Source organism: Actinokineospora bangkokensis (genome assembly GCF_001940455.1).
Lineage (GTDB): Bacteria > Actinomycetota > Actinomycetes > Mycobacteriales > Pseudonocardiaceae > Actinokineospora > Actinokineospora bangkokensis.
The window spans coordinates 262,503-288,081 of the sequence record NZ_MKQR01000026.1; the positions used below are offsets into that span (position 1 = coordinate 262,503).

At 75.0% G+C, this 25,579-nt stretch carries 22 protein-coding genes; 12 read left to right on the forward strand and 10 right to left on the reverse strand.

From position 1 onward, the window contains the following. Positions 1-29: 29 nt before the first annotated feature. Positions 30-1,154 carry a serine hydrolase domain-containing protein gene (locus BJP25_RS23820; RefSeq protein WP_075977228.1) on the forward strand — a complete coding sequence of 375 codons (1,125 nt, stop codon included), beginning with the start codon at positions 30-32 and terminating at the stop codon, positions 1,152-1,154. Between the two features lie 10 nt (positions 1,155-1,164). On the opposite strand, the gene pcrA is transcribed toward BJP25_RS23820, so the two are convergent. Continuing rightward, positions 1,165-3,519, reverse strand: a complete 2,355-nt coding sequence (gene pcrA, locus BJP25_RS23825; protein ID WP_075977792.1) for a DNA helicase PcrA — start codon at positions 3,517-3,519, stop codon at positions 1,165-1,167. Between the two features lie 265 nt (positions 3,520-3,784). On the opposite strand from pcrA, the gene BJP25_RS23830 reads away from it, so the two are divergent. The 6 genes from BJP25_RS23830 to BJP25_RS23855 all read left to right on the forward strand — a co-directional run bounded on the left by BJP25_RS23830 (position 3,785) and on the right by BJP25_RS23855 (position 10,492). Beyond that, positions 3,785-4,129: a chorismate mutase gene (locus BJP25_RS23830; protein ID WP_408607192.1), complete on the forward strand. Its 345-nt coding sequence runs from the start codon at positions 3,785-3,787 to the stop codon at positions 4,127-4,129. 128 nt (positions 4,130-4,257) lie between these two features. Further along, a complete protein-coding gene (locus BJP25_RS23835) occupies positions 4,258-4,563 on the forward strand; it encodes a hypothetical protein (RefSeq protein WP_075977229.1) in 306 nt (101 codons plus the stop codon). A gap of 154 nt (positions 4,564-4,717) precedes the next feature. Beyond that, positions 4,718-5,998 carry a hypothetical protein gene (locus tag BJP25_RS23840; RefSeq protein WP_075977230.1) on the forward strand — a complete coding sequence of 427 codons (1,281 nt, stop codon included), beginning with the start codon at positions 4,718-4,720 and terminating at the stop codon, positions 5,996-5,998. A 297-nt stretch (positions 5,999-6,295) separates the two neighbouring features. Continuing rightward, complete coding sequence (locus BJP25_RS34320) at positions 6,296-7,171, forward strand: hypothetical protein (RefSeq protein WP_075977231.1); 876 nt, start codon at positions 6,296-6,298, stop codon at positions 7,169-7,171. 251 nt (positions 7,172-7,422) lie between these two features. Then, on the forward strand, positions 7,423-8,748 hold the full coding sequence (locus BJP25_RS23850; RefSeq protein ID WP_075977232.1) for a serine/threonine-protein kinase: 1,326 nt from the start codon (positions 7,423-7,425) through the stop codon (positions 8,746-8,748). A 25-nt stretch (positions 8,749-8,773) separates the two neighbouring features. After that, complete coding sequence (locus tag BJP25_RS23855; RefSeq protein ID WP_075977233.1) at positions 8,774-10,492, forward strand: serine/threonine-protein kinase; 1,719 nt, start codon at positions 8,774-8,776, stop codon at positions 10,490-10,492. Between the two features lie 57 nt (positions 10,493-10,549). On the opposite strand, the gene BJP25_RS23860 is transcribed toward BJP25_RS23855, so the two are convergent. Further along, entirely contained in the window at positions 10,550-11,443 is an 894-nt protein-coding gene (locus BJP25_RS23860) for a LysR family transcriptional regulator (protein WP_075977234.1), read from the reverse strand. Positions 11,444-11,583: 140 nt separating this feature from the next. Here BJP25_RS23860 and BJP25_RS23865 point away from each other — a divergent pair, with 140 nt between their 5' ends. Next, the gene (locus BJP25_RS23865) at positions 11,584-12,471 is read left to right on the forward strand and encodes a DMT family transporter (protein ID WP_075977795.1); all 888 of its coding nucleotides are present in this window, start codon (positions 11,584-11,586) and stop codon (positions 12,469-12,471) included. Here the strand turns inward: BJP25_RS23865 and BJP25_RS23870 are convergent, their stop codons facing one another. After that, entirely contained in the window at positions 12,472-13,134 is a 663-nt protein-coding gene (locus BJP25_RS23870) for a response regulator (RefSeq protein ID WP_075977235.1), read from the reverse strand. After that, on the reverse strand, positions 13,131-14,453 hold the full coding sequence (locus BJP25_RS23875; protein ID WP_084794441.1) for an ATP-binding protein: 1,323 nt from the start codon (positions 14,451-14,453) through the stop codon (positions 13,131-13,133). The genes BJP25_RS23870 and BJP25_RS23875 overlap by 4 nt, the downstream gene beginning before the upstream one ends. A 77-nt stretch (positions 14,454-14,530) precedes the next feature. Between BJP25_RS23875 and BJP25_RS23880 the strand changes: the two genes are divergently transcribed. After that, a complete protein-coding gene (locus BJP25_RS23880; RefSeq protein WP_158075708.1) occupies positions 14,531-15,817 on the forward strand; it encodes a PspC domain-containing protein in 1,287 nt (428 codons plus the stop codon). Then, a complete protein-coding gene (locus BJP25_RS23885; protein ID WP_075977237.1) occupies positions 15,810-16,019 on the forward strand; it encodes a hypothetical protein in 210 nt (69 codons plus the stop codon). Before BJP25_RS23880 ends, BJP25_RS23885 begins: the two co-directional genes overlap by 8 nt. Before the next feature lie 66 nt (positions 16,020-16,085). On the opposite strand, the gene BJP25_RS23890 is transcribed toward BJP25_RS23885, so the two are convergent. Next, positions 16,086-17,543: an aldehyde dehydrogenase family protein gene (locus BJP25_RS23890; RefSeq protein WP_075977238.1), complete on the reverse strand. Its 1,458-nt coding sequence runs from the start codon at positions 17,541-17,543 to the stop codon at positions 16,086-16,088. A gap of 274 nt (positions 17,544-17,817) precedes the next feature. On the opposite strand from BJP25_RS23890, the gene guaA reads away from it, so the two are divergent. Beyond that, a complete protein-coding gene (gene guaA / locus BJP25_RS23895; protein ID WP_075977239.1) occupies positions 17,818-19,374 on the forward strand; it encodes a glutamine-hydrolyzing GMP synthase in 1,557 nt (518 codons plus the stop codon). Between the two features lie 33 nt (positions 19,375-19,407). Here the strand turns inward: guaA and BJP25_RS23900 are convergent, their stop codons facing one another. Continuing rightward, positions 19,408-20,688: an FAD-binding oxidoreductase gene (locus tag BJP25_RS23900; protein ID WP_233158231.1), complete on the reverse strand. Its 1,281-nt coding sequence runs from the start codon at positions 20,686-20,688 to the stop codon at positions 19,408-19,410. Between the two features lie 52 nt (positions 20,689-20,740). On the opposite strand from BJP25_RS23900, the gene BJP25_RS35795 reads away from it, so the two are divergent. Continuing rightward, positions 20,741-20,899: a hypothetical protein gene (locus BJP25_RS35795; RefSeq protein ID WP_233158232.1), complete on the forward strand. Its 159-nt coding sequence runs from the start codon at positions 20,741-20,743 to the stop codon at positions 20,897-20,899. 186 nt (positions 20,900-21,085) lie between these two features. Here BJP25_RS35795 and BJP25_RS23905 read toward each other — a convergent pair whose 3' ends face one another. The 4 genes from BJP25_RS23905 to BJP25_RS23920 form a co-directional block, all read right to left on the reverse strand. Continuing rightward, positions 21,086-22,657, reverse strand: a complete 1,572-nt coding sequence (locus BJP25_RS23905) for an FAD-dependent monooxygenase (protein WP_269844574.1) — start codon at positions 22,655-22,657, stop codon at positions 21,086-21,088. A gap of 65 nt (positions 22,658-22,722) precedes the next feature. Beyond that, positions 22,723-23,241, reverse strand: a complete 519-nt coding sequence (locus BJP25_RS34325) for a plasmid pRiA4b ORF-3 family protein (RefSeq protein WP_084794568.1) — start codon at positions 23,239-23,241, stop codon at positions 22,723-22,725. Continuing rightward, on the reverse strand, positions 23,238-24,992 hold the full coding sequence (locus tag BJP25_RS23915; protein ID WP_075977242.1) for a GMC family oxidoreductase: 1,755 nt from the start codon (positions 24,990-24,992) through the stop codon (positions 23,238-23,240). Before BJP25_RS23915 ends, BJP25_RS34325 begins: the two co-directional genes overlap by 4 nt. Before the next feature lie 80 nt (positions 24,993-25,072). Further along, positions 25,073-25,576: a GNAT family N-acetyltransferase gene (locus BJP25_RS23920; protein WP_075977243.1), complete on the reverse strand. Its 504-nt coding sequence runs from the start codon at positions 25,574-25,576 to the stop codon at positions 25,073-25,075. Between the last annotated feature and the right edge of the window lie 3 nt (positions 25,577-25,579).

A 25,579-nucleotide genomic window follows, 5' to 3' on the forward strand; every position in this document is an offset into this window, starting at 1 on the left:
AGCGGTTTTCCGCGCGGTAGGTTCTGCGGGTGAGCGGCTTCTCCCCCCGGCGCCTGGAGCGCTGGCGCACCGGCCTGACCGGGTACGTCGAGCGCGGCTCCGTCCCGGACCTGGTCGCCCTGGTCGACCGCGACGGCGAGGCGCACGCCGTCGTCGCCGGGTCGGTGGGCCGCGACACCCCGTTCCGCATCTCGTCGATGACCAAGCCGGTGGTCGCGGCCGCCGCGATGGTCCTGGTCGAGGAGTGCGCGCTGCGCCTGGACGACCCGGTGGACCCGTGGCTGCCGGAACTGGCCGACGTGCCGGTGCTGCGCTCGCTCACCGGCCCGGTCACCGACACCGTCGCGCTGGCCCGCCCCATCACCGCCCGCGACCTGCTCACCTCCACCCTGGGCACCGGGCAGCTGCTCGCCCCGCCCGGCACCTACCCCGTGCAGGAGGCGCTGGCCGAGGCGGGCCTGGCCCCCGGGCCGCCGCGGCCCGCGCGGATGCCCGCCCCCGAGGAGTACCTGCGGCGGGTGGGCGGCGTGCCGCTGCTGGCCCAGCCCGGGCAGTCCTGGTTCTACGACACCTCCTACGACGTGCTGGGCGTGCTCGTCGCCAGGGTCGCGGGGACGTCGCTGGGGGAGTTCCTGGCCGACCGGCTGTTCGGGCCGCTGGGGATGACCGCCACCGGCTTCTGGGCGGCCTCCGGGTTGCCGGTGGCGCGGGTGGGCACCGAGGTCTTCGACGCCCCGGACGGCCAGTGGGCCGCGCCCCCGCCGTTCGAGTCCGGCGCGGGCGGGCTGGTGTCCACCGCGGACGACTACCTGCGGTTCGGCCGCGCCCTGCTCACCGGGGGCGGCGGCGTGCTGTCCCCGGCGTCGGTGGCGCTCATGTCGGTGCCGCACGTGCGGCCCGAGCAGCAGACCCCCGGCTTCCTGGACTGGACGAGCACCGGCTGGGGCTTCGGCGTCGCGGTCACCACCGCGCGCACCGACCTCGCCGCCACGCCCGGCCGGTTCGGCTGGGACGGCGGGCTGGGCACGTCCGCGCGGGTGGACCCCGAGCTGGGCGTGACCACCGTCGTGCTCACCCAGCAGCTGTGGACCTCGCCCGAGGGGCCCGCCCTCGTGCGGGACGCGGACACCCTCGCCTACCAGGCCCTGGTGTAGCCGGGGGCGGCTACAGCTTCACCAGCGGCACCGAGCCGATCAGCATCAGGCGGATGGTGCCCGCCGTGCCGAAGTCGATCGTGGCGGTGGCCCGCGGGCCCTGCCCGTCGGTGGCCACGACCGTGCCGAGGCCGTACTTGTCGTGGTTGACCCGGTCGCCCACGTCGAGCGACAGCGCCGGGGTGCTCTGCCAGCCCGCCGTCGCCTGCGAGCGGGTGCCGCGGCTGCCGAAGGCGCTGCGCCCGCCGGAGCCGAACGTCGTCGCCCGCACCGGGCTCGACCGCTCCGGGCCCAGCCGCCGCCAGTCGAGCAGGTCGGCGGGGATCTCGTCGAAGAACCGCGACGCCGGGTTGGTCATCGGCTGGCCCCAGGCCGAGCGGACGATGGCCCTGGTCAGGTACAGCCGCTGGCGGGCGCGGGTGATGCCCACGTAGGCCAACCTGCGCTCCTCGGCCAGCTCCACCGGGTCGCTCAGCGCGCGCATGTGCGGGAAGACCCCGTCCTCCCAGCCGGTGCTGAACACCACCGGGTACTCCAGGCCCTTCGCGGTGTGCAGGGTCATCAGCGTGACCACCCCGCCGTCGTCGGCGTCGGGCACCTGGTCGGCGTCGGCCACCAGCGACACCCGCTCCAGGAACGCCGCCAGCGACCCCGCCTCCGGCCCGCCGACGTCCACCGCGTCGCCCACGACCTCCTCGACGCCCTCGGGCACCTCGGCGAACTCGCGGGCGACGGTGACCAGCTCGTCGAGGTTCTCCAGCCGGGTGGCGTCCTGCGGGTCGTCGGAGGCCTCCAGCTCGCCGCGGTAGCCGGTCTGCTCCAGCACCGCGGTGAGCACCTCCGCGACGTCCTGGCCGTCGTCGGCGAACCGGCGCAGGCCGTCGACCAGCTCGACGAACCCGCCGATGGCCCGCTGCGAGCGCGGGTTGAGCAGCGCGACCCGGCCGTCGGCGGCGTCGCGCAGGGCCGCGGCGAAGGAGATCCGCTCGCGCTCGGCGTGGGTGGCCACGCAGGCCTCGGCCCGGTCCCCGATGCCGCGCTTGGGCACGTTGAGGATGCGGCGCAGGCTGACGGTGTCCTCGGGGTTGGCCAGCACCCGCAGGTAGGCCACCGCGTCGCGGATCTCCCGGCGCTCGTAGAACCGCACGCCGCCGACGACCTTGTAGGGCAGGCCGAGCCGGATGAAGATCTCCTCGAACACCCGCGACTGGTTGTTGGTGCGGTAGAACACCGCCACGTCGGAGTTGTTCACCTCGCCCGCGTCGACCAGCCGGTCGATCTCGGTGGCGACGAAGTTCGCCTCGTCGTGCTCGTTGTCCCCGACGTAGGCCACGATCTTCTCGCCGTCGCCCAGCGCGGTCCACAGCCGCTTGTCGCGGCGGTCGGGGTTGCGCGAGATGACGGCGTTGGCCGCGGTGAGGATGTTCTGGGTGGAGCGGTAGTTCTGCTCCAGCAGCACGGTGGTGGCGTCGGGGTAGTCCCGCTCGAACTCCACGATGTTGCGGATGGTGGCGCCGCGGAAGGCGTAGATGGACTGGTCGGCGTCGCCCACCACGCACAGCTCGGCCGGGGGCACCCCGGCCTCCCCGGTGCCGACCAGCTCGCGCACCAGGGTGTACTGGGCGTGGTTGGTGTCCTGGTACTCGTCGACGAGCACGTGCCGGAACCGGCGGCGGTAGTGCTCGGCCACGTCCGGGAAGCCCTGCAGCAGCTCCACCGTGCGCATGATGAGGTCGTCGAAGTCCATCGCGTTGGCCTCGCGCAGCCTGCGCTGGTACTCGGTGTAGACCTCCGCGACCCGCCGCTCCAGGTCGTTGGTGGCCGCCGCGGCGGCCGACTCCGGGTCGACGAGCTCGTTCTTGAGGTTGGAGATGTGCACCGCCAGCGACCGCGCCGCGTACCGCTTGGGGTCGAGGTCGAGGTCGCGGCCGACGAGGGTGATCAACCGCTTGGAGTCGTCGGCGTCGTAGATGGAGAAGCTCGACGTCATGCCCAGCGACTTGGCCTCGCGGCGCAGCACCCGCACGCACATGGAGTGGAAGGTCGACACCCACATGGCGTTGGCGCGGCGGCCCACCAGCTCGCCGACGCGCTCCTTCATCTCGGCGGCGGCCTTGTTGGTGAAGGTGATGGCCAGCACCTGCCCGGGGTGCACGTGCCGGGCGCCGAGCAGGTAGGCGATGCGGCGGGTGAGCACCCTGGTCTTGCCCGAGCCCGCGCCCGCGACGACCAGCAGCGGGCTGCCGGTGTGCTCCACGGCCCGGCGCTGCTGGTCGTTGAGGCCGTCGAGCAGCGCGGCGGGCCCCGTGGCCGGGCGCGCGGGGGTGCCGGTGGGGTCGGCGGGGAGGTCGAAGAGAGCTTCCATCGTGCCGATCACGGTACCCGCCGGGGACGACAGCGGCGGCGCCCCGGGTGTTCCACGGCGTGGGAACGGCGGTCGACCGGACGGGTGCACCTGTGCCACCATGGCGGTGTGCTGACCACCCACGCGTTTTTCTACGGGAACCGGACTCCGGCTCCCGCGGTGGCCTAGGCGCACCAGACCGCAGCGAAGCCCCGGAGTCCGATCGGACCCGGGGCTTCGGCACTCCCGGGGCCGGGACGCCGCAGACCAGACGAGGAACGGACCGATGAGCCCCATGACCGACAGCACCCCCGCGACCGGCGCCGCGAACCAGGACGGGCGGCCCGCGGCGCTGCCCGACTCCGCCAGCCGGGTCGAACTGCCGCAGCCGGAGGAGATCGCCGCCCTGCGGGTGGAGATCGACGAGCTGGACCGGGAGATCCTGCGCCTGGTGAAGCGGCGCGCGGAGGTGTCCAGGACGATCGGCGCCGCGCGGATGGCCGCGGGCGGGCCGCGGATCGTGGTCAACCGCGAGATGGACGTGCTGGCCCGCTACCGCGAGCTGGGCCCGGCCGGGCGCACCCTGGCCATGGCGCTGCTGGACCTGGGCCGGGGCAAGCTCGGCCGCTGAGGCCGGACCGGCGCGGGTGGGCGGTGGCGCGAGCGCGACCACCCCCGGTGCGGGGCACCGGCGCGCCGGGGTCGGGACCGGGGTATTTCCCCCATGGCAGGGATCGGCCGTTCGGGCAGACTGGGGCCATGGGTCTCATCGCGCTGATCGTGGTCATCGTCGCCGTCGTGGCAGTCCTGGGCAACCTCGGCTACCTCTCGCTGCTCAAGTCCGCCGCCGCCAAGCGGGGCATGAGCGGCTCCGCCGTCGCCCAGTACGTCAACGGCAAGATGCCGCAGGCGTGGCTCACCACCGCGGGCGCGGCGGTGGCGGCGCTGCTGTCGCTCGGCGGCACCTTCCCGGACGTGCTGGCCGTGATCCTCGGCGGCGCGTCCGCGGCGGTCGCCGGGTCGTCGCTGAACAAGACCATGGAGCGGTACCGCAGCCAGTCCTGAGCCACTCGTGCGGGGAGTTCTCCACCACGCCGCGTGAGGTTCTGACCTGGCGATTCACACCATCGAGCGGTGTGCGGGACGATGGTGTGAGAAGTGCTGCGCCCGCCGCACCGCCGCATACGCTGTCCGGACACCGAACGAGGAGTCCCAGCGGATGGCGAGACCGGGTGAGAGCGGGCGGCACCGGCTGACCGGCCCCGAGCCGGACGACAGCCCCAGGTGGCCCGAGCACGACGAGGCCGACGAGGTCCCCGCGCCCCGCTGGGCGCCGGGGGTCGGCGCGGAACGGACGGTCCCCCGGCTGCGCCCCGCGCCCGCCCCGCGCCCCGCCGAGTCGACCGCGGTGCTGGAGCCGGTGGTCCTCGGCCCCCCGGGCCCCACGTGGTCCGGAGGCACCCGGTACGCGCGGGCGGTCGACGTGCGGGACCCCCGCGGCGACGGTGACGACTACGACGACCCCGACGGCTACGACGACGGCTTCGGTGCCGTCGGTGCCGTCGCTGGGGCCAGCGGGTTCGACGAGTTCGAGGGCGAGTTCCAGGACGAGCCCGAGGAGTGGTTCGACGACGACAGCGACGCGGACGACGCGGACGACACGGACGGCGCGGAGGACGAGGACGACGAGGACACCGTCATCCTGCCGCTGCCCCTGCTGCTCGTCCCCCAGGTCCCGGCGCTGGTCGAGAGCCCGGCGACCGGCCTGGCGAAGTTCGACCTCGGCACCATCCCCGCCTCGGTGACCCCGCCGCGCAGCTGGCGCCGGGCGGCCTGGTTCGCCGTGGGCGCCGCCGTGCTGGTGGTGGTCGGGCTGTCGGTGGCGGCGGTGGCGCTCATGGGCACCCCCCGCGACCCGCTGCGCGTCGACGCCCTCCCCGCGCTGCCGAGCGGGGAGCCGCAGCTGCCGACCACCTGGCAGGACCACCCGGCGGTGAGCACGTCGAGCACCAGCAGCGCGCCCAGCTCCGCGCCGAGCGCGACCAGCACCACGGCCGCGCCCCCCGCGCAGGCGTCCGAGGTCCCCTCCGCCCCCGCCCAGGCCCCCACCGCGGGCGGCCCCAGCAGCGCGCCGACCCCGTCCTCCGCCCCGCCGCGCACCACCGTGAGCACCCCGGTGCTGCTCGCCGCCCCGGCCGACCCGCAGGCCCTCGGCGACCGCACCGAGCAGTACTTCCACAGCGTCGTCGCCGACCCCGCCGCGGCCTACGAGCTGACCACCGGGTCGATGCGCCAGGCCGGGCAGGGCGCCATCGAGCAGCGCTACGCCGACGTGCGCCGCGTGGAGGTGACGGCCATCACGATCGACCCGTCGAGGGCAACCACCCGGGCCGCCCTGCGGGTCGTGGGCACCGACGGCAGCGTCCAGGACCTCGACCGCGAGCTGGTGTTCACCTCCGGGGACGACCCGATGATCACCTCCGAACGGCCGGTGTCCTGACGGCCATCAGGCGTACCCGGTGCGCCGAAGGGCGGGGCGGCGCGGCAATCGGCCACTACCAACCGTCACGGTTGGTCTTTTGGAGTGAATCTGGTCGCCACCTCTGTCCTCACCCGGGCGAGTAGCCGAGAAAGACTGGTGCGGGGCCCGGCCCTGCGCGGACGGGGTTCACCCGATCGCGCAGCTTGCAGTCGGCACCGTGCAGCCCGGGAGCCGTGCGCGCCCGGGCACCGCGGGCGCCGCACCGCCCGCCGAGCACCACCCTGACCAGCACGCCGCAGCGGAGGAAGGCGCCCCGTGGACCGTCCGAACACCGGCACGCCCGGCAAGCGCCGCCCGCGCACGGGCGCGGTCCGGGTCGGTGAGCTGATCGGCGGCCGCTGGCCCGCGCCCCGGCGGCCCGCGGACCCCGCCCTCCCCGCGCTGCCCCGGCCGCGGGTGGACGACCGCGCGACGGTGCAGTTCGAGCGCATCACGGACGAGCCCATGGCACGCGAGACGACGACCGACGACCCGGCCGCCACCGCCCCGCGGGCGGACGAGCGGCCCACCCCCGCCTCGCGCACCTCGGCGCTGGCGCAGCTGGCCGGGCTCGGCCTGGCCGCCGCCGCGCTGTGCGGGGCCGTGGCGACCTCCGCGGTGGTCAGCAGCCAGCGCGCGGCCGCGCCCACCGAGGCGCCGCCCAGCCTGCAGATCACCGGTGAGCGGGCGCTGCTGCCCGACCTGCTCGTCGCCGCCTACGGCGACAGCGGCCGCCGCGGCGACCTGCTGCCCGCCGCGACCACGACCCCCGCCGCGCAGGCCCGCACCCCGCGCGTGAGCAGCGCCGACCCGGTCCGCGCCGGCGCCACCGCGCGGCCGGTGCTGGCGCCGCGGGAGCTGGTGCGGGAGTACTACCGGCTGGTGCGCACCGACCCGGTCGGCGCCTACGACCTGCTCGCCCCCGACCTGCGCGGCGCCGACCGGGCGGCGTTCGCCGACGCCTGCGCCGAGCGCGACCTGCGGCTGGAGTCGGTGCAGGAGCACGGCGCGGGCGGCGACCAGGTGGTCGCGGTGGTGCGGCTGACCCTGGACGACGGCTCGCCGCTGCTGGTCCGCCAGCTGCTCACCGTCGGCGGCGAGGTCCCCCAGCTGATCACCCGGGCCGAGGTGCTCGGCGCGCAGGCGCAGTAGGGTCGACGCCCCGCGCCGTGGCCGGGGGTGCCGCGGGACTGTGACACCATGTTGCCGCGGCTCCACGCCGGCCGCGGCGCAGGCGGGCCGCAAGCCGGTGCTGCGGCCGTGCGCGGTGCGTGAGGGCCTAGCCTGGAGCGGTCGGACCCCGGCCCTCGTGCGCGCCGGGCTGACCCGGGGCAGGCAGGCACCGGGTGCCAGCAGACACAGCGCCCGCGAGACCACCGCGGGCAAGGGAGGTTCCGGTCGGCATGAGCGACGAGGGCCGGTTGGTCGCCGGGCGCTACCGGCTGGAGCGGCGCATCGGCAGCGGCGCCATGGGCGTGGTCTGGCAGGCCCTCGACGAGCGGCTCAACCGCACCGTCGCGGTCAAGAAGCTGCTGCTGCCCCCCGGCCTGCCGCCGGACGAGGCAGACGAGGCCGTCGCGCGCTGCCTGCGCGAGGGGCGCATCGCCGCCCGGCTGCACCACCCCAACGCCATCGCCGTGTTCGACGTCGTCGACGAGGACGGCGTGCCCTGCCTGATCATGGAGTACCTGCCCTCGGACAGCCTGGCGCAGGTGCTCAACGAGCAGGGCGCGCTGGCGCCGACCGAGGTGGCCCGCATCGGCGCGCAGGTGGCCGCCGCGCTGGCCGCCGCGCACGCCGCGGGGATCGTGCACCGCGACATCAAGCCCGGCAACATCCTGCTCGGCGACGACGGCTCGGTGAAGATCACCGACTTCGGCATCTCCCGGGCCACCGACGACGTCACCGTCACCAAGACCGGCCTCATCGCGGGCACCCCGGCGTACCTGTCGCCGGAGGTGGCGGTGGGCCGCGAGCCCTCGGCCGCCTCGGACGTGTTCTCCCTCGGCTCGACCCTCTACGCCGCGGTCGAGGGCGAGCCGCCGTTCGGGCTCAGCGAGAACACCCTGGGCCTGCTGCACGCGGTGGCCTCGGGCAAGATCAACGTGCCGGAGCAGGCCGGCCCGCTCACCGACGTGCTGGTCGCCCTGCTGGCCACCGCCACCGCCGACCGGCCGTCCGCGGCCAAGGCGCGCGACCTGCTGGCCGCGGTCGCCCGCGGCGAGGACCCGGCGGTGCCGCTGCCCGCGCCCGCCCCGGTGCCCGCCGCCCAGGACGAGGCGACCCGGCTGGTCGGCGCGGCCGACGCGACCTCGGTGGTGCGCAGGCCCGCCACGGTCGCCACCGCGCCGCCGCCCGCCAAGTCGCACCGGCCGCTGGTGTTCGCCAGCGCGGGCGTGGCGGCCATCCTGGGCGTGGGCGCGTGGCTGCTGTTCACGACCACCGGCGGTTCGGGGGGCAACCAGGGCACCACCCCGAACGTCAAAGACGTGCCCGCCGTGTCGTCCACCACCACGGCGCCCCCCACGACGACGCTGACGACGACGCGGGCGCCCGCGCCCCCGCCGACCACCACGGTGGCGCCGACGACCACGACCACCACCGAGCGGCCCACCACCACGACCACGACCACCACCACCGAGCCGCCGACCACCACGACCACGACCACCACCACCGAGCAACCCACGACCACGACGACCACCACGTCCCCCGCCGCCGCCGTCAACTAGCAGCCAGCCAGGAGCACCAGCACTCATGACCAGCGAGCAGACCACGGTCGCCGGGCGCTACCAGCTCGGCGCGCGGATCGGTGCCGGGGCCATGGGCGTGGTGTGGCAGGCGCACGACTCCCGGCTGCACCGCACGGTGGCGATCAAGCAGCTGCTGGCCCAGCCCGGGGTGAGCGAGGAGCTCAACGAGGAGGCCCGGCTGCGCGCGATGCGCGAGGGCCGGATCGCCGCGCGGCTGGCGCACCCCAACGCCATCACCGTCTACGACGTGGTGGAGCAGGACGGCGACCCGTGGCTGGTGATGGAGTACCTGCCGTCGAAGAGCCTGGCGGCGGTGCTCGGCGAGCGCGACGTGCTGCCGCCCGCCGAGGTGGCCCGCATCGGGGCGCAGGTGGCCGCGGCGCTGGTGGCCGCGCACGCGGCGGGGATCGTCCACCGCGACGTCAAGCCGGCGAACGTGCTGCTGGGCGAGGACGGCAACACCGTCAAGATCACCGACTTCGGCATCTCCCGGGCCACCGGCGACGTCACCGTGACCGCCACCGGCATGCTCGCGGGCACCCCGGCCTACCTGGCCCCCGAGGTCGCCAAGGGCGAGCAGCCCACCTCCGCCGCGGACGTGTTCTCCCTCGGCTCGACCCTCTACACCGCGGTCGAGGGGCACTCCCCGTTCGGCCTGAGCGAGAACACCCTGGCGCTGCTGTACGCGGTGGCCGCGGGCAAGGTCACCCCGCCGCGGCAGGCGGGCCCGCTGACCGCGCTGCTGATGCAGCTGCTGCGCGCCGACCCGACCGAGCGGCCCACCATGACCGAGGCCCGCGACGCGCTGGCCGCCGTGGCCGAGGGCAGGCCGCTGCCGTCGGCGGCGCTGGCCCACCAGCGCACCGAGCCGCACCCCAAGCCGCGCCCGCTGGCGGCCACCACGGCGCTGCCGCCGGGCCCGCGGGTGGTGCCGCCGGGCACGCCGCCGCACGGCCACCCCGCCGCCCCGCACGGCACCCGCCTGGACGTGCACCCGTTCGCCGAGCCCAAGCCGTCCGGCCCGGTGCCGGTGCGCCCGCCGGACACCCCGCGCGGGGCCGTGCCCCCGCCGCAGCGGCGCGCGCAGGCGCAGCAGCCCACGGGCGGGCAGCGGCCCCGGCAGCGCCCGGCGGCCACCAGGCCGCCCGCCAAGCGCGACACCCGCAACGTGGTGCTGACCGTGCTGGCGATCATCGCCGCGATCCTCGTGGGCATCCTCGGCGCGAGCCTGGTCAACGGCGGCAGGAAGGCCTCGTCGCAGCAGGACGGCGCCGGGCTGACCGCGCCGACCACCACGTCGCGGGCGCAGGCCCAGCAGGCGACCACCACGTCCGCCAAGGCCAAGGCGACCACGACGACCACCGAGGCGACGACCACCACCACGACCACGACGACCAAGGCGGGCCCCAGCTCGGGCGACTCGGAGTCGGCGGTGCGCGCCTACTACGGCAACCTGCCCGGCAACCCGCAGGCGGCCTGGCAGCTGCTGTCGGAGCGGGCCCAGAAGAAGACCGGCGACTTCGAGAAGTTCAAGCGCTTCTACGACCGCATGGACCAGGTCGACCTGCGCGCGGTGCAGGGCGACGGCAACCGCGTCGCCGCCCAGGTGCACTTCAAGACCCGCGACGGCAAGGACACCGTCGAGCCCTACCTGTACACGGTGGTCGACGACGGCGGCACCTTCAAGATCGACACCTACCAGCAGGGCAAGTCCGAGGATTAGGCCCGCCACCCGCCCCGCCCGGCATCGTCCCCACCTGGCGCGTTGGTGCGGGTGGGATCAGGTGGTGGCGGCTTCGCGGAGGGCCTCGATGAGGTCGGCCAGGGCGGCGGGGGGCTGCTCGACGGCGCGGACGGCGGCGTAGATGGAGCGGACCGGTTCCGGGCCGCGCACCCGGCGCACGACCACCCCCGGGTGGCGGGTGCCCAGGCCCAGGCCCGGCACCAGGCTGATGCCGACGCCCGCGGCGACGAAGCCCAGGCAGGTGGGGTAGTCGTCGCTCTCCACCACGCGGTCGGGGGTGAAGCCCGCCGCGGCGCAGGCGTCGCGGACGATGCGGGCGCAGATGCCCGACAGCGGCTCGTTGCCCACCCACGGCTCCTCGGCCAGGTCCACCAGGTCCACCACCCGCCTGGCGGCGAGCCGGTGCCCGCGCGGGAGCACCAGGCGGTAGGGGTCGTCGAGCAGGTGGGTCAGCGCCAGCCCCTCGGGGACGCCGTCGGGCAGGTCGAGGACGACGGCGAGGTCGGCGCGGCCCGCGAGCACGTCGGGCACCGAGATGTCCGGGTCCTCCAGCTTGAGGTCGACCCGCACCCCCGGGTGCCGCTCGCGCATCCTGGCCAGCGCCGGGGGCACCAGGGTGGCGCCCGCGGTGGCGAAGCAGCGCACGCCCAGCCGCCCGGTGCGGCCCGCGCGCAGGTCGGCCAGCGCGGTCTCGGCGGCGGCCACGTGCTTGCCGATGATCGCCGCGTGCTCGGTGAGCAGCCTGCCCGCCTCGGTGGGCCGCACGCCGCGGCCGTGCCGCTCCAGCAGCCGGATGCCCGCCTGCCGCTCCAGGGCGGCGATCTGCTGGCTGACCGCCGAGGGCGTGTAGCCCAGGTTCGCGGCGGCGGCGGTGACCGAACCGCAGGTCACCACCGCCCGGAGCACCTGCATCCTGCGCACGTCGAGCATGAAGCACAGCTTAACGGTGGCTGCACGGGTATTCGCTTGTCCTGTCGGGTCGGCGGGCGCAGGGTGGACCTCGGATCGGGGTCGGACCGAGTGGACGAGGAGGGTGCCCGGTGGTCGGCGGTCGCGGGACGGTGGCGCGGATGGGTGTGCTGGCGCTGCTGTGGGGGTCGAGCTTCCTGTGGATCAAGCTCGCGCTGGGCGGGCTGCCGCCCGCGTGGATCGCGGCGGTGCGCTGCGCGCTGGGGGCGGCGGTGGTGCTGGGGCTGTGCGCGTGGGGCCGCCGCAGGCTGCCCTCGACGTGGCGGGCGTGGGGGCACGTGGCGGTGGCGGCGCTCTTCGGCTGCGCCCTGCCGTTCCTGCTGTTCGCGGTGGGCGAGCAGACCGTCGACTCCGGCGTCGCGGGCGTGCTGAACGCGACCACCCCGCTGTTCGCCCTGGTCATCGGGGTCGCGCTGGGCACCGACCGGCGGCTGTCGCCGGTGCGCCTCGGCGGCCTGCTGCTCGGCTTCGCCGGGGTGGTGCTGATCTTCGCCCCGTGGCACGCCGCGGGCCTGGCCAGCTGGGGCGCGCTGGCGATCCTCACCGCCGCGGCCAGCTACGCCGTCGGCTACGCCTACATCGGCCGCACGCTGGCCAACCGGGGCACCGACCCGATCGCCCTGTCCGCCGCCCAGCTCACCACCGCCACCGCCATGGGCGCGCTGACCCTGCCGTTCAGCGACACCGGCGCCATCGCCCTCGACCCGGTGGTGCTGCTGGCCATCGGCGTCCTCGGCGTGCTCGGCACGGGCGTGGCCTTCGCCATCAACCTGCGCCTCATCACCGACGAGGGCGCCACCCAGGCCACCACCGTCGGCTACCTGCTGCCCGTCGTCTCCGTCCTGCTGGGCGCCCTGTTCCTGCACGAACCCCTCACCACCAGGGTCGTCGCGGGCATGCTCGTGGTCCTCCTCGGCGTCGGCATGACCCGGGTCGTCCCCCGCCGCCCCGCGCCCGCCGCGCCCGCACCGGAGCTGGCGAAGGCGTGATCAGACCAGGCGGCGGTCGGAGGCCCAGCGGGAGAGCTCGTAGCGGTTGGACAGCTGGGTCTTGCGCAGGACGCTGGAGACGTGGGTCTCGACGGTCTTGACGGAGATGAACAGCTCGGCGGCGATCTCCTTGTAGGCGTAGCCGCGGGCGAGCAGGCGCAGGACGTCGCGCTCGCGGGGGGTGAGCAGGTCGAGCTCGGGGTCGCTGATGGGGGCGGCGCCGGGGCGGTCGGCGAAGGCGTCGAGGACGAAGCCCGCGAGGCGGGGGGAGAAGACGGCGTCGCCGTCGGCGACGCGCTGCACGGCGGTGGCCAGCTCGGTGCTGGAGATGGTCTTGGTGACGTAGCCGCGGGCACCGGCGCGGATGACGGCGATGACGTCCTCGGCGGCGTCGGAGACCGACAGGGCGAGGAAGACGACGTCCTGGCCGGACTTGCGCACCCGGCGCAGCACCTCGGCGCCGCCGCCGTCGGGCATGTGCACGTCGAGCAGGACGACGTCGGGGTGGTGGTGGGCGATGCCCGCGACCGCCTCGGCGACCCCGCCCGCCTCCCCGACCACCTCGACGGCGTCGGTGACCGCCTCCAGCTCGGCGCGCACCCCGGCGCGGAACATGCTGTGGTCGTCGACGAGGAACACCCGGACGGGCTTCTGCTCGGTCATGGGCTCACCTTCGCGCGCGGCATGTGCAGCTGGACCTCGGTGCCGTCCCCGGGCGCGGTGCGCAGCCGGATCTCACCACCGTTGCGCTCCATCCTGCCCCGGATGGAGTCCGCGAGGCCATGCCGGTCCGCGGGCACCACCGCCGGGTCGAAGCCGCGGCCCCGGTCGCGGACGAACACCGCCACCGAGTCCTGCTCGACCTCGGCGTAGACCGACACCTCGGCCACCCCCGCGTGCTTGGCGGCGTTGACCACGGCCTCCCTGGCGGCGAGCAGCACCGAGGTCAGCCGGTCGTCGAGGTCGCAGTCGCCCACCACCACGTGCTGGACCTTGATCGCGAAGGTGTCCTCCACCTCGCCCGCGATCCGCTCCACCGCCTCGCCCAGGGTGCCCAGGCCCTCGGGGTGCCCGCCCGCCGCGACCGCCGACCCGGCGCCGTAGCCCGCGGGCCCGTACAGCCAGCTGCGCAGCTGCCGCTCCTGGCCGCGGGCCAGCCGCAGCACCTCGCGCGGGGCCTCGGCCTGCTTCTGGATCAGCGCCAGGGTCTGGAGCACCGAGTCGTGCAGGTGGGCGGCGATCTCGGCGCGCTCCTCGGTGCGGATGCGGGCCCGCCGCTCCTCGCCGAGGTCGCGCACCATGCGCAGCCAGAACGGCACGGTCAGCAGGGCCACGCCCACCAGCGCGGCGACCACCGCGAGCAGGGCGAACTGGAACTGGTCGAGCCCGGCGCTGCGCAGCAGGAAGATGCCGATGCCGACCACGACGAGCAGCGCCCCCGCGGCCACCCGCACGCCCCCGCCGCGGCCGGTGCCGAGCACGGCGCCCTTGACCTTGCGGCGCTGCGCCTGGTCGGCCTCCCGCCACACCAGCGCCGCGCCCACGAGCGCGACCCCGATGCCCCCGGCCACCCAGCCGCTGACCACCCCGGAGAGCATCCCGGAGACCGCGGCCAGCCCGGCGCCCACCGCGACCAGCCCGTAGGCCTGCTGCCGCTCGCGCCCGCTGACCTGCCGGGCCTGGGCGTCGGCGGGCTGCTGCGGGGCGAACACCCAGAGCATCCCGTAGGCGGCGATCCCGGCCCCGCCCAGCGCGGCGAGCGCGGCGAAGGCGATCCGGACCCAGAGGACGTCGACGCCGAGGTGGTCGGCCAACCCGCCCGCGACCCCCGCGAGGGCGCGCCCGTCCCGGCGCCGGTGGTACCGGACCTCGTCCGCCACCGCCACCGCGTCCGGGGAGCGCTGCTCGATCTCGGCCTCCGGCTGCTCCTGGAGTTGCACTGCCACGCCCAGGATGCTCACACAGCGCCGCCCGCGCCACATCGGGGTTCGACCCTGAGACCAGGATCAGGGTCGGCACCGGATGTGCGCGGGGGTGCCCGCCGACCACCATGGTCACCGTGAGTGGGACGCAGACGCAGAAGGGCGTGGAGGACACGCTCAAGGACTTCTGGGCGACCCGACCGCGCAGGCCCCGCCAGGGCCGCAAGGTCGCGGGCGTCGCGGCGGGCATCGGCGCGCGGTACGCGGTCGACCCCGTCATCATCCGGGTGGCCTTCGCGGTGGCGACGGTGTTCGGCGGGTCGGGCGTGCTGCTCTACCTGCTGGGCTGGCTGTTCTTCGCCGAGGAGGGCGACGAGGTCTCCGCGGCCGAGTCGCTGCTGCACAAGGGGCGCAGCTCCACCTCCCAGCACCTGGCGATCGGCCTGTGCATCGCGCTGATCCCGGCGTTCAGCTGGTTCATCGACGACGACGCCAGCAGCTACGTGGGCATGGCGGTGGTGCTGGGGCTGCTGTTCCTGCTGCACCGCGGCCGCGCCGACCTCGGGCAGGTGCCGGTGCCGGTGCAGCGGTCGGAGGTCTCCGCCGCCGAGGCGTGGCCGCCGCAGCCCGGCGAGCCGGGGCAGCCGGGGCACGAGGGGCAGCACGGGCAGCAGGGGCAGGCGGTGGACGTGTTCGGGCAGCCGACCACGCCCCCGGCCTGGGACCCGCTGGGCGCCGCGCCGTTCGCCTGGGACCTGCCGGAGCCGGGGTCGGCGCTGGAGCCCGAGCCGGACTTCCGGCCCGAGCCCGCGCGCCGGGCGCGGTCGGCGGCCGGGCCGGTGGTGCTGGCCGCGGCGGTCCTCACCGGGGTCGCGGCCGCGCTGGCCATGCCCTACACCGGCTGGCTGACCATCCCGCACGTCGCGGGCCTGGTCATGGCGGTCCTGGGCGCGGGCATGGTGCTCGCCTCGCTGCGCGGGCACGGCCGGGGCCTGGTGGGCCTGGCCATCCCGATGGGCGTGGCGGCGGTGGCGGTGACCCTGTTCTTCCCGCAGGGCTTCCGCGCCGACGGCTTCGGCGAGATCGACGTCAAGCCGACGAGCCTGCAGGACGTGCAGCCGGAGTACCGGCGCAACGCCGGGGGCATCACCGTCGACCTCACCGCCCTGCCGAACAGCGGGTCGACGCGCACCGAGGTCCACCTGGACGCGGGCAACGTGGCGGTCGTGGTCCCGCGCGACGCCGACGTGGTGGTCGAGTGCGGCGCCGGGCTGGGCACGGTGAGCTGCCTGGGCGCCAACAGCGACGGGCTCAACCCCGAGCAGGTCAAGCACGACAACGGCCCGGACGGCGAAGGCGGCCTCAAGGTGGAGCTGACCGCCCGCGTGAGCGGGCCAGGAGAGGTGGTGGTCCGCCGTGGCTGACCGCGACGTGCGCCGCCGGGTGGACCCGGTGACGCTGGTGGTGGGCCTGCTGGCCCTGGGGGTGGCCGGGTTCGCCCTGTCCGACGGCGCGGGCTGGGGGTGGGTGTCCCACGCGCCCTGGGGACTGGGGGGCGTGGCGGTGCTGGTGGGGCTGGTCCTGCTCGCCGCCTCCCGCAGGCGGCGCGGCGGGGGCAGGGGCTGAACCCGCCCGCGGCACGGCGCAGGGCCCCGACCGGGGAACCGGTCGGGGCCCTGCCGCGTGCCGGGGTCAGAGCTGCAAGCCCGCCAGCACCATCGTCTGCTCCTCGGTGAAGTCGTCCATCGCGGACTTGACGCCCTCGCGGCCGGTGCCGGAGCCCTTGACCCCGCCGTAGGGCATCTGGTCGGCGCGGTAGGAGGGCACGTCGCCGATCACGACCCCGCCCACCTCCAGCTCCGCCGCCGCTTGGAACGCCACCTGCACGTCCTTGGTGAACACCCCGGCCTGCAACCCGTAGTCGGTGCTGTTGGCCAGCTCGAAGGCCTCCTCGGCGGAGTCGACGGTGGAGACCACCAGCACCGGGCCGAAGACCTCCTCGCAGCTGACCTTGGCGTCGCGGGGGACGCCGGTGAGCACGGTGGGGGCCACCGTGGCGCCGTCGCGGGTGCCGCCGGTGAGCACCTTCGCCCCGGCCACCTCCGCCTCGGCGATCCAGTCGGCCACCCGCTCGGCGTTGTCCTCGTCGATCAGCGGGCCGACGTCGACCGACGGGTCGTGCGGGTTGCCCGTCGTCAGCCCCTCCACGGCGCTGACCAGCTTGGGGAGGAACGCCTCCGCCACCGCCCGGTGCACGATCACCCGCTGCACGGCGATGCAGGACTGGCCCGCCTGGTAGTTGCCGAAGGTGGCGATGCGGCTCGCGGCGGTGTCCAGGTCGTCCCAGTCCGGCAGCACGATGGCGGCGCTGTTGCTGCCCAGCTCCATCACCACGTGCTTGCGCGGGGCGGACTCCATGATCCCCCAGCCGACCCCGGTGGAGCCGGTGAACGAGATCACCGGCAGCCGCGGGTCCTCGATGAGGCTCGACATCTGCCCGCCGCGCACCGGCAGCACGGAGAACGCGCCCTCCGGCAGGTCGGTCTCGGCCAGCACCTCGCCCAGCAGCAGCGCCGACATCGGCGTCGCGGAGGCGGGCTTGACGACCACCGGGGCACCGACCGCCAGCGCGGGGGCGACCTTGTGCGCCACCAGGTTGAGCGGGAAGTTGAACGGCGCCACGGCCAGCACCGGCCCGCGCGGGCGGCGGCGGATCACCGCCATCCTGCCCTCGCCGCCCGCGTCGGTGTCCAGGCGCTGGAGCTCCCCGACGTGGCGGCGGGCCTCCTCGGCGGCGAACCGGAAGGTCGACACCGCCCGGCGCACCTCCACCTCGGCCCACTTCAGCGGCTTGCCGTTCTCGGCGGTGATGGTCTCGGCCACCTCGTCGAGCCGCTCGGCCAGCGCCTGCGAGACGTGCTCCAGCGCGGCCGCGCGCACGTGCGCGGGCGTCGAACGGAACCGCTTGGCCACCCCGTGCGCGGCGGCGACCGCCCGCTCCACCTGCTCGGGGGTGGGCACCGACACGGTGGCGACCTCGGTCCCGTCGTACGGGTGCCGGACTTCGATGGTGTCCTCGCCGCGCTCGGCCCGCCCCGCGACCCAGAACGGTCGCGGCTGCGGGGCCACGGCGGTGTCTTCGACGGTCATGCCACCACGGTAGGCCGCCGCGGGGGCGCGGGCTCGGCAACTCCCACCGGGTTACGATGGCCGCGGCTGACCGACGGTGGTGACTAGGGTTCCGCCGCCCCCTGGTGCGGGGCGGGTCTGGTTCGAGCGTCACGGAAAACCGGTGCGACGTGGGCACCGGCAGGCATCTCCGGGAGAGAAACCCAGGGAGGGACCGGTCGGCGCACAGTGCTGGGCTGGGCTGTGCGCCGGACGTGTCCGGCGCCCGCGCGCCCGTCGAGAACCAGGGAGACACATGGCGGACGAGAGGCCGGTCCTCGTCGTCGACTTCGGCGCGCAGTACGCGCAGCTGATCGCGCGGCGGGTCCGGGAGGCGCAGGTCTACTCCGAGGTGGTGCCGCACACCACGGCCGTCGCCGACATGCTGGCCAAGGACCCGGCGGCGATCGTGCTGTCCGGCGGCCCGTCCAGCGTCTACGCCGAGGGCGCCCCCCGGGTGGACCCGGCCCTGTTCGAGGCCGGGGTGCCGGTGTTCGGCATCTGCTACGGGTTCCAGGCGATGGCGGGCGCGCTGGGCGGCACCGTCGAGCACACCGGCACCCGCGAGTACGGCCGCACCGACCTCGGCGCCGAGGGCGGCGTGCTGCACCACGACCTGCCCGGTCGGCACCCGGTGTGGATGAGCCACGGCGACTGCGTGACCAAGGCCCCCGAGGGCTTCACCGTCACCGCCACCAGCGAGGGCGCCCCGGTGGCGGCGTTCGAGGACCGGGAGCGCCGGTTCGCGGGCGTGCAGTACCACCCGGAGGTGCACCACTCCCCGCACGGGCAGGAGGTGCTGCGCCGGTTCCTGCACGACATCGCGGGCATCAGGCCGAGCTGGACGGTGTCGTCGATCGTCGAGGAGCAGGTGGCCCGCATCCGCGAGCAGGTCGGCACCGGCCGGGCGATCTGCGGGCTGTCCGGCGGCGTGGACTCCGCGGTCGCCGCCGCACTGGTGCACAAGGCCATCGGGGACCGGCTCACCTGCGTGTTCGTCGACCACGGCCTGCTGCGCGCGGGCGAGCGGGCGCAGGTCGAGCGCGACTACGTCGCCGCGACCGGGGTGCGCCTGGTCACCGTGGACGCCCGCGAGCGGTTCCTCACCGCGCTGGCCGGGGTCACCGACCCGGAGCAGAAGCGCAAGGCCATCGGCCGGGAGTTCATCCGCGTGTTCGAGCAGGCGGAGCTGGACCTGCAGGCCGAGGCGGGCGGGGACAAGTACCGGTTCCTGGTGCAGGGCACCCTCTACCCGGACGTGGTGGAGTCCGGCGGCGGCGCGGGGGCGGCCAACATCAAGAGCCACCACAACGTCGGCGGCCTGCCGGAGGACCTGGAGTTCGAGCTGGTCGAGCCGCTGCGCGCGCTGTTCAAGGACGAGGTGCGCCGGGTGGGCCTGGAGCTGGGGCTGCCCGAGGTCATCGTGCACCGCCAGCCCTTCCCCGGCCCCGGCCTGGGCATCCGCATCATCGGTGAGGTCACCGCCGAGCGCCTGGAGGTGCTGCGCGCCGCCGACGCCATCGCCCGCGAGGAGCTGACGGCCGCGGGCCTCGACCGCGACATCTGGCAGTGCCCGGTGGTGCTGCTCGCGGACGTGCGCTCGGTGGGCGTGCAGGGCGACGGCCGCACCTACGGCCACCCGGTCGTGCTGCGCCCGGTGTCCAGCGAGGACGCCATGACCGCCGACTGGACCCGGCTGCCGTACGAGACCCTGGAGCGCATCTCCACCCGCATCACCAACGAGGTCCCGGACGTCAACCGGGTGGTGCTGGACGTGACCAGCAAGCCCCCGGGCACGATCGAGTGGGAGTGACCCGCTGACGCGCGTGGCCCCCGGTGCCGGGGGCTACGCGCGGACGGCTTGGGCGAACCCGAACACCGCGTCCGGGTCGTACCGCGCGGCGGTCTCGGCCAACCGAGCCTGGTTCGCCCCGTAGTAGGCGCCTGCCCAGTCGGGCATGTCCGGGTCGATGTAGTTGACGTACCCGCCGCCCACGCCCAGCCCCGCCATACCGTCCCGCACCCTCGCCACGGCCTGCGGGTTGTTGCCCTTCTGGTAGATCTGCACCGTCGCCAGCGCCTGCCGGTGCGGGAAGGCGCTGGCGGCGGGGGCGACCGCGGCGACGGCCCCGCCCAGCGAGTCGATCAGCACGTCCATCTCGGACGTCCCGTCCAGCAGCGCGGCGAAGGCCCCGGTGTCGCGCACCGGCGCGCCCAGCACGCGCGAGGACGCCGTGAAGCTCTGCCGCGCAACGGAATCCGGGTCGCACCCGCTGCACCCCGCGTAGTACTTCATCGCGCCCAGGTAGTCCCGCGTCTGGACGACCCGCCGCGTCGGGTTCGCCCCGATGGCCCGCAGGAGGGGGGCGAGCTGCTGGGTGAGCCCGTTCTCCGTCCCGACGAAGCACCCGGACAGCACCGAGGTCTGCCGGGCGCTGAGGGTCACCGCCGACCACAGCTCCGCGGGCGCGCCTGCCACCCACTCCTGCCAGGCACCGAGCACCTGGGGTGCTGTCCCCGCTCCGAACGGGAGGTTGAAGGTGGTCAGCTGCGGCGCGGGCTCGGTGCTGAAGGTGAACTCGGTGACGATGCCGAAGTTGCCGCCGCCGCCACCCCGCAGCGCCCAGTAGAGGTCCGGCTCGCTCTGCGCGTTGACCGTGCGGAGGGTGCCGTCCGCCGTCACGAGCTTCGCGCTGACCAGCCGGTCGCACGTCAGCCCGAACTTGCGCGTCAGCACCCCGATCCCACCGCCGAGGGTCAACCCGGCGATGCCCACGCTCGGGCACGTCCCCCCGGGCAACGCCCGCCCCTGCGCGGCCAGTGCGGTGTAGACCTCGATCAGCCGCGCTCCCGCTTGGACAGTCGCGGTGCCGTCCGCGTTGACCTGCACGGCGTTCATCGCCCGCAGGTCGACGACGAGACCGTCCTGGGGTGCGGAGTACCCGGCGTAGCTGTGCCCCCCGCTGCGCGCGGCGATGGGGATGCGCGCCGCGCTCGCGGTCTCGACGCACGCCTGGACGTGCTCGGCCGTGGTGGGCCGCGCGACGGCGGCAGGGGTGTTGGCGTCGAACGCGGGGTTGTAGAGGCGGTGGGCGGCGGCGAAGCCTCGGTCGTTGGGCAGGGACACGGCCCCGTTCAGCTTGTCCCGCAGCGCGTTCCAATCAGGAGGTCGCGGCGCGGTGCTGGTGGACGGAGGCGGCGCGCTGGTCGGGGCGGGACTGCTGGGCGGTGTGGTGAGGAGGGGTCGCGGGCTGCCGGTGCAGGCAGCCGCCGCCCACGCGGTCGCGGCCAACCCCGCGACCTTGAACGCGCCGCGCCTGTTCATGCCGGGCATGTGACCTCCTGAGTCCTCGCGCAGATCCCACCACTGATGGGGTCGACGCGCAGACCCGACCGCAGGTTGTTCGGCGCCCAGCTGCTGTGGCTCCACGCTCCTGCGTGCGGGGTCCGCCTTCGCGCAGTCCTGCGGATGGCCCGATTGCCGTGGTCGGCCCGTCGCGCCGACCACGCGGAGTCCGTCCGGCCTAGAAGCCTGCGGCGCGTGCCACGGCGGGCCCCACCTCCTCGGCGCCCACCACGGCGGCCAGGTAGCCGTCGGGGCGGACCACGGCGACCTGGTCGTGGGCGAGGTCCAGGGCGGTGGCGACCTCGTCCGGCACCCGCACGACGGTCGCCTCGACAGGCGGGACCGCCACGCCTGCGGCGGCCAGCACGGAGAAGCGGAGGCCGAAGAGGTCCCGCAGCCGTGCGGCGCCCGGGAGGGGGACGTCCGGGCACAGCACGCCCGGCAGCGGTGGGCGGGGTTCGTTGGCGCCGCGGGGGAACGCGGCCAGGGCGTCGGCGGGGGCGGGGGTGGTCAGGGGGGAGTCCAGGTACCAGAACGGTTCGGAGAACTTGCCGGAGTCGATGGCCGCCTTGGCGCTGTCGTCGGTGCGGGCGGCGGTGAGGGTGGCGAGGCGGTGGGCGCGCTGGGCGTCGTCGGCGGGGACGAGGAAGCGCATGGTGGTGGCGGTGACGCGGAGGTTCTCCTCGGCGGCGGCCCCGCGCTCGGCGTCGTAGGTGGGCAGCAGGGCGGGGCCCGCCCAGCCCTGGCGGGTGGCGGCGAGCTTCCAGGCGGCGTTCTCCACGTCGGCCAGGCCGGAGTTCATGCCGCGGGCGCCGAAGGGGCTCATCAGGTGGGCGGCGTCGCCCGCGAGCAGGACGCGGTCGACGTGCATGGTGGGGACGCGGCGCTGGTGGAAGGTGTAGGAGGAGGCCCACAGCAGGTCGTAGTCGGCGTCGCCGACGACGGCGCGGATGCGGGCGTCGAGGCGGCCGTCGGCGGTCTCGGCGGCGAGGTCGAAGTCGCGGGGGACCTGCCAGTCGATGCGCCACACGGAGTCCGGCTGGGGGTGCAGGAGCACCTGGCGGCCCGGGTTGAACGGCGGGTCGAACCAGAAGCGGCGCTCGGGCTCGGGCTGGTCGAGCTTGGTGCGCAGGTCGGTGATGAGGAACCGGTCGTCGAAGGACATGCCCTCGAACGGCAGGCCCAGCAGCGCGCGGACGGTGGAGCGGCTGCCGTCGGCGGCGATGCAGTGCGTGCCCGCGACCGAGCCGCCGCCCGCCAGGCCCAGCACCACGCCGTCGTCGTCCTGGGCCAGGGACACCACCTGGCTGCCGTAGCGCAGGTCGATGAGCGGCTCGGCGTCGACCACGGCCTCCAGCAGCCGCTCCACCACGTTCTGCGGGGTGTTGACGAACGGGGGGAACAGGCCGGGCTGCGGCTCGGGCAGGGTCTGGGCGACGACCTCCCGCTCCCCGTGGAAGATCCGGCCCGAGTACCAGGTGACGCCCGCGTCCGCGACCGCCCGGCCGACCCCGGCCCGCTCCAGGACGTCGAGGACGTCGCGCTGCACGCAGATGGCCCGGCTGCCCGCCTGCACGCGCTCCGGGCGCGCCTCCAGGACCACGCTCGGGACGCCGTGGCGGGCCAGCAGCACGGCGCCGGTGAGCCCCACGGGGCCGGCGCCGACGATCAGGACGGGTGCGTCGCTCATGCACTCGACAGTGCCATCCGTGCTCGGACGCGTACAGACTGCGAACGGAGCTGTGGACAACTCGGGCCTTGACGTCCGCCACGTTGTCCACAGGCCGCCGAGCCCACAGGCCGCCGACCGGCCGGTCAGCGCAGGGCGTCGTCCACCGCCGCCAGGTCGAACGCGGCCGGGTCGAACCCGTCGTCGACGAACTCGGTGAGCTGGGCGTGGTCGGGGTGCCCGGGGTGGTCCAGCACGGCGAGCAGCGCGGCGTAGCCGTGCACGCCGCCCACGTGCTCGGGCGGCCCAGCGCGCTCCCCGCCGACGCAGCGGGGGTACTCGGCGCCGGGTTCGACCGGCAGCCGCTTCTCCGCGCGCACCAGCACGTCCCAGGCGTCGCCGAGGTCGTAGCGGTACTGGAAGGTGCCGCGGGCCAGCGCCTCGGCCAGGGTCACCGTGCGCTCGTCGGCGGCGGGCAGGTTGGCCTCGACGTCGGCGGCCAGGCCGTAGGGGGTGGTGAACAGGTGCTGCTGCTCGCCCGAGAAGCCGAACGCGGTGAGCAGGGCGTCGCTGACCTCGGCCAGCGACATCGCCGCGGGCAGGTCGAGGCGGCGCCACACCGGTGGCACCGCCTCGATCAGGCTCGCGTGGACCCGGACGATCAGCTCTCCCGCGCCGCCTTCGCGATCGAGCGGCCGTTGCGGCTGATGTCGACGATCGGCAGCCGCAGCGCGCCGGGGGCGTCGGCGGGCACGGCCGGGCGGGCGGGCTCGACCGGGGCGACCCTGGCGTAGCCGAGGCCCTGCGCCGGGCGCGGGTCGGCCTCGCCCTTGTTGGGCCAGAAGGAGAACGCCCGCTCGGCCTGCGCGGTGATCGTCAGCGACGGGTTCACGCCCAGGTTCGCGGTCACCGCGGCGCCGTCGACCACGGAGATGCCGGGGTGGCCGTGCACCCGGTGGTACGGGTCGATGACGCCGCTGTCCGGGCCCTCGGAGATCGCCGCGCCGCCGAGGAAGTGCGCGGTGAGCGGGATGTTGGCCATCTCGTTCCACGTGCCGCCCGCGACGCCGCCGATGTGCCGGGCGACGTGCTGGTTGGCGTCGTAGCCCGCGCGGATGAAGGTCGGGTTGGGCTCGCCGTGGCCCTGCTTGGAGGTGTACTTGCGGCGGCCGAACAGGCCCTTCTTGGTGTAGGTCGTGATGGAGTTGTCCAGCGACTGCATCACCAGCAGGATCATCGTCCGCTCCGACCAGCGCTTGCCGATCAGCAGCCGGATGGAGCTGGGGTTCTTCAGCAGGGCCTTGAACACCTGCACGAACCGCGGCGTGGCGGAGTCGCCATCGGAGGCCAGCGTCTGGAGCAGCCCCATGGCGTTGCTGCCCGCGCCGTAGCGGCAGGGCTCGATGTGGGTGCTCTCGTTCGGGTGGATCGAGGAGGTGATCGCCACGCCCTCGCTGTAGTTGGCCTTCGGGTCGACGCTGGTGCGCCCGGAGCCGATGATCGCCTCGGAGTTGGTGCGGGTCAGCTCGCCCACCTTGGCCGACAGGTTCGGCAGCTGGCCGGTGTCGCGCATCTTGTGCAGCAGGTTCTGGGTGCCCCAGGTGCCCGCCGCGAGCACGACCTTGCCCGCGGTGACGGTGGTGCGGAAGCGCTGGGAGCGGGTGCCCGTCTTGCGCAGGTCGACCTCGAAGGTGCCGTCCTCGCGCTCGCGCACGGCGGTGACCGTGGTCAGCGGGATGACCTTCGCGCCGCCCTGCTCGGCGAGGTAGAGGTAGTTCTTCACCAGGGTGTTCTTGGCGCCGACGCGGCAGCCGGTCATGCAGGAGCCGCACTCGGTGCAGCCGGTGCGCTCGGGGCCCGCGCCGCCGAAGTACGGGTCGGCGGTGCGCTCGCCGGGCTTGTCGAAGAACACGCCCACCGGGGTCGGGTGGTAGGTGTCCGACACGCCCATGTCGGCCGCGACCTTCTGCATGACCTCGTCGGCGGGGGTCGTGGTCGGGTTGGTGACCACGCCCAGCATCCGCGACGCCTGGTCGTAGTGCGGCGCGAGCTCGGACTCCCAGTCGGTGATGTGCGCCCACTGCTTGTCGGTGTAGAACGGCTTGAGCGGCCGGTACAGCGTGTTCGCGTACACCAGCGACCCGCCGCCGACGCCGGACCCGGCGAGGATCATGACGTCCTTGAGCATGTGGATGCGCTGGATGCCGTAGCAGCCGAGCTGCGGCGCCCACAGGTACCGGCGCAGGTCCCAGGAGGTCTTGGCGAACTCGTCGTCGGCGAACCGGCGGCCCGCCTCGACCACGGCGACGCGGTAGCCCTTCTCGGTCAGCCGCAGCGCGGCGACGCTGCCGCCGAACCCGGAGCCCACCACCACGACGTCGTAGTCCGGCCCGTTACCGGTGAGTTGCGCAGCCATGGACCGAGGTTAAGCGCTGGGTCACACGGCAGGCTAGGGGCGGAGGACATTTTTGTGTGACTTCGAGTCACACCTGCCGCTCAGTCGTCGTCGCGCAACAAACCGTAGAGCGCCATGTCCCGGCGCACCCCGCCGCGCAGCTGCGCGCCGCGCGCGGTGCCCTCGAAGCGGAACCCCGCCCGCTCCAGGGCGCCGCGCGCGGCCCGGTTGTCCACGTCGGTGGCCGCCTCCACCCGGTCGAGGTCGGTGGTGGCGAACAGGTGCTCGGCCACCAGCCGCAGCGCCAGCGCCCCCGCCCCGCGCCCGCGCGCGGCGGGCAGCAGGGCGATGCCGACGTTCCACGCCGCGCACGCCCTGGTGCGCCCCCACCCCACCTGGTGCCAGCTCACCTGGCCCAGCGGCGCGCCGGTGCGCTCGTCGAGCACGGTGGCCCTGGTCAGGCTGGCCGGGGGCGGGTTGGGGCGGTCATCGGGGTCGACGTCGAACGGGTCGTCGTCGTGCCTGCCCGCGGTGGCCGCCTCGTCGGCCGGGCCCGGCACGACCAGGGCCAGGCCGTCGCGGGCGCGCAGCGGCTCGCGGCGCACGGC

What these genes read in the sequence shown, in the direction of transcription:
- pcrA (WP_075977792.1), bottom strand. Translation starts at nt 3,519, where the DNA reads ATGGAAGCTCTCTTCGACCTCCCCGCCGACCCCACCGGCACCCCCGCG.
- BJP25_RS23830 (WP_408607192.1), top strand. Translation starts at nt 3,785, where the DNA reads ATGAGCCCCATGACCGACAGCACCCCCGCGACCGGCGCCGCGAACCAG.
- BJP25_RS23835 (WP_075977229.1), top strand. Translation starts at nt 4,258, where the DNA reads ATGGGTCTCATCGCGCTGATCGTGGTCATCGTCGCCGTCGTGGCAGTC.
- BJP25_RS23840 (WP_075977230.1), top strand. Translation starts at nt 4,718, where the DNA reads ATGGCGAGACCGGGTGAGAGCGGGCGGCACCGGCTGACCGGCCCCGAG.
- BJP25_RS23850 (WP_075977232.1), top strand. Translation starts at nt 7,423, where the DNA reads ATGAGCGACGAGGGCCGGTTGGTCGCCGGGCGCTACCGGCTGGAGCGG.
- BJP25_RS23855 (WP_075977233.1), top strand. Translation starts at nt 8,774, where the DNA reads ATGACCAGCGAGCAGACCACGGTCGCCGGGCGCTACCAGCTCGGCGCG.
- BJP25_RS23860 (WP_075977234.1), bottom strand. Translation starts at nt 11,443, where the DNA reads ATGCTCGACGTGCGCAGGATGCAGGTGCTCCGGGCGGTGGTGACCTGC.
- BJP25_RS23865 (WP_075977795.1), top strand. Translation starts at nt 11,584, where the DNA reads ATGGGTGTGCTGGCGCTGCTGTGGGGGTCGAGCTTCCTGTGGATCAAG.
- BJP25_RS23870 (WP_075977235.1), bottom strand. Translation starts at nt 13,134, where the DNA reads ATGACCGAGCAGAAGCCCGTCCGGGTGTTCCTCGTCGACGACCACAGC.
- BJP25_RS23875 (WP_084794441.1), bottom strand. Translation starts at nt 14,453, where the DNA reads ATGTGGCGCGGGCGGCGCTGTGTGAGCATCCTGGGCGTGGCAGTGCAA.
- BJP25_RS23890 (WP_075977238.1), bottom strand. Translation starts at nt 17,543, where the DNA reads ATGACCGTCGAAGACACCGCCGTGGCCCCGCAGCCGCGACCGTTCTGG.
- guaA (WP_075977239.1), top strand. Translation starts at nt 17,818, where the DNA reads ATGGCGGACGAGAGGCCGGTCCTCGTCGTCGACTTCGGCGCGCAGTAC.
- BJP25_RS23915 (WP_075977242.1), bottom strand. Translation starts at nt 24,992, where the DNA reads ATGGCTGCGCAACTCACCGGTAACGGGCCGGACTACGACGTCGTGGTG.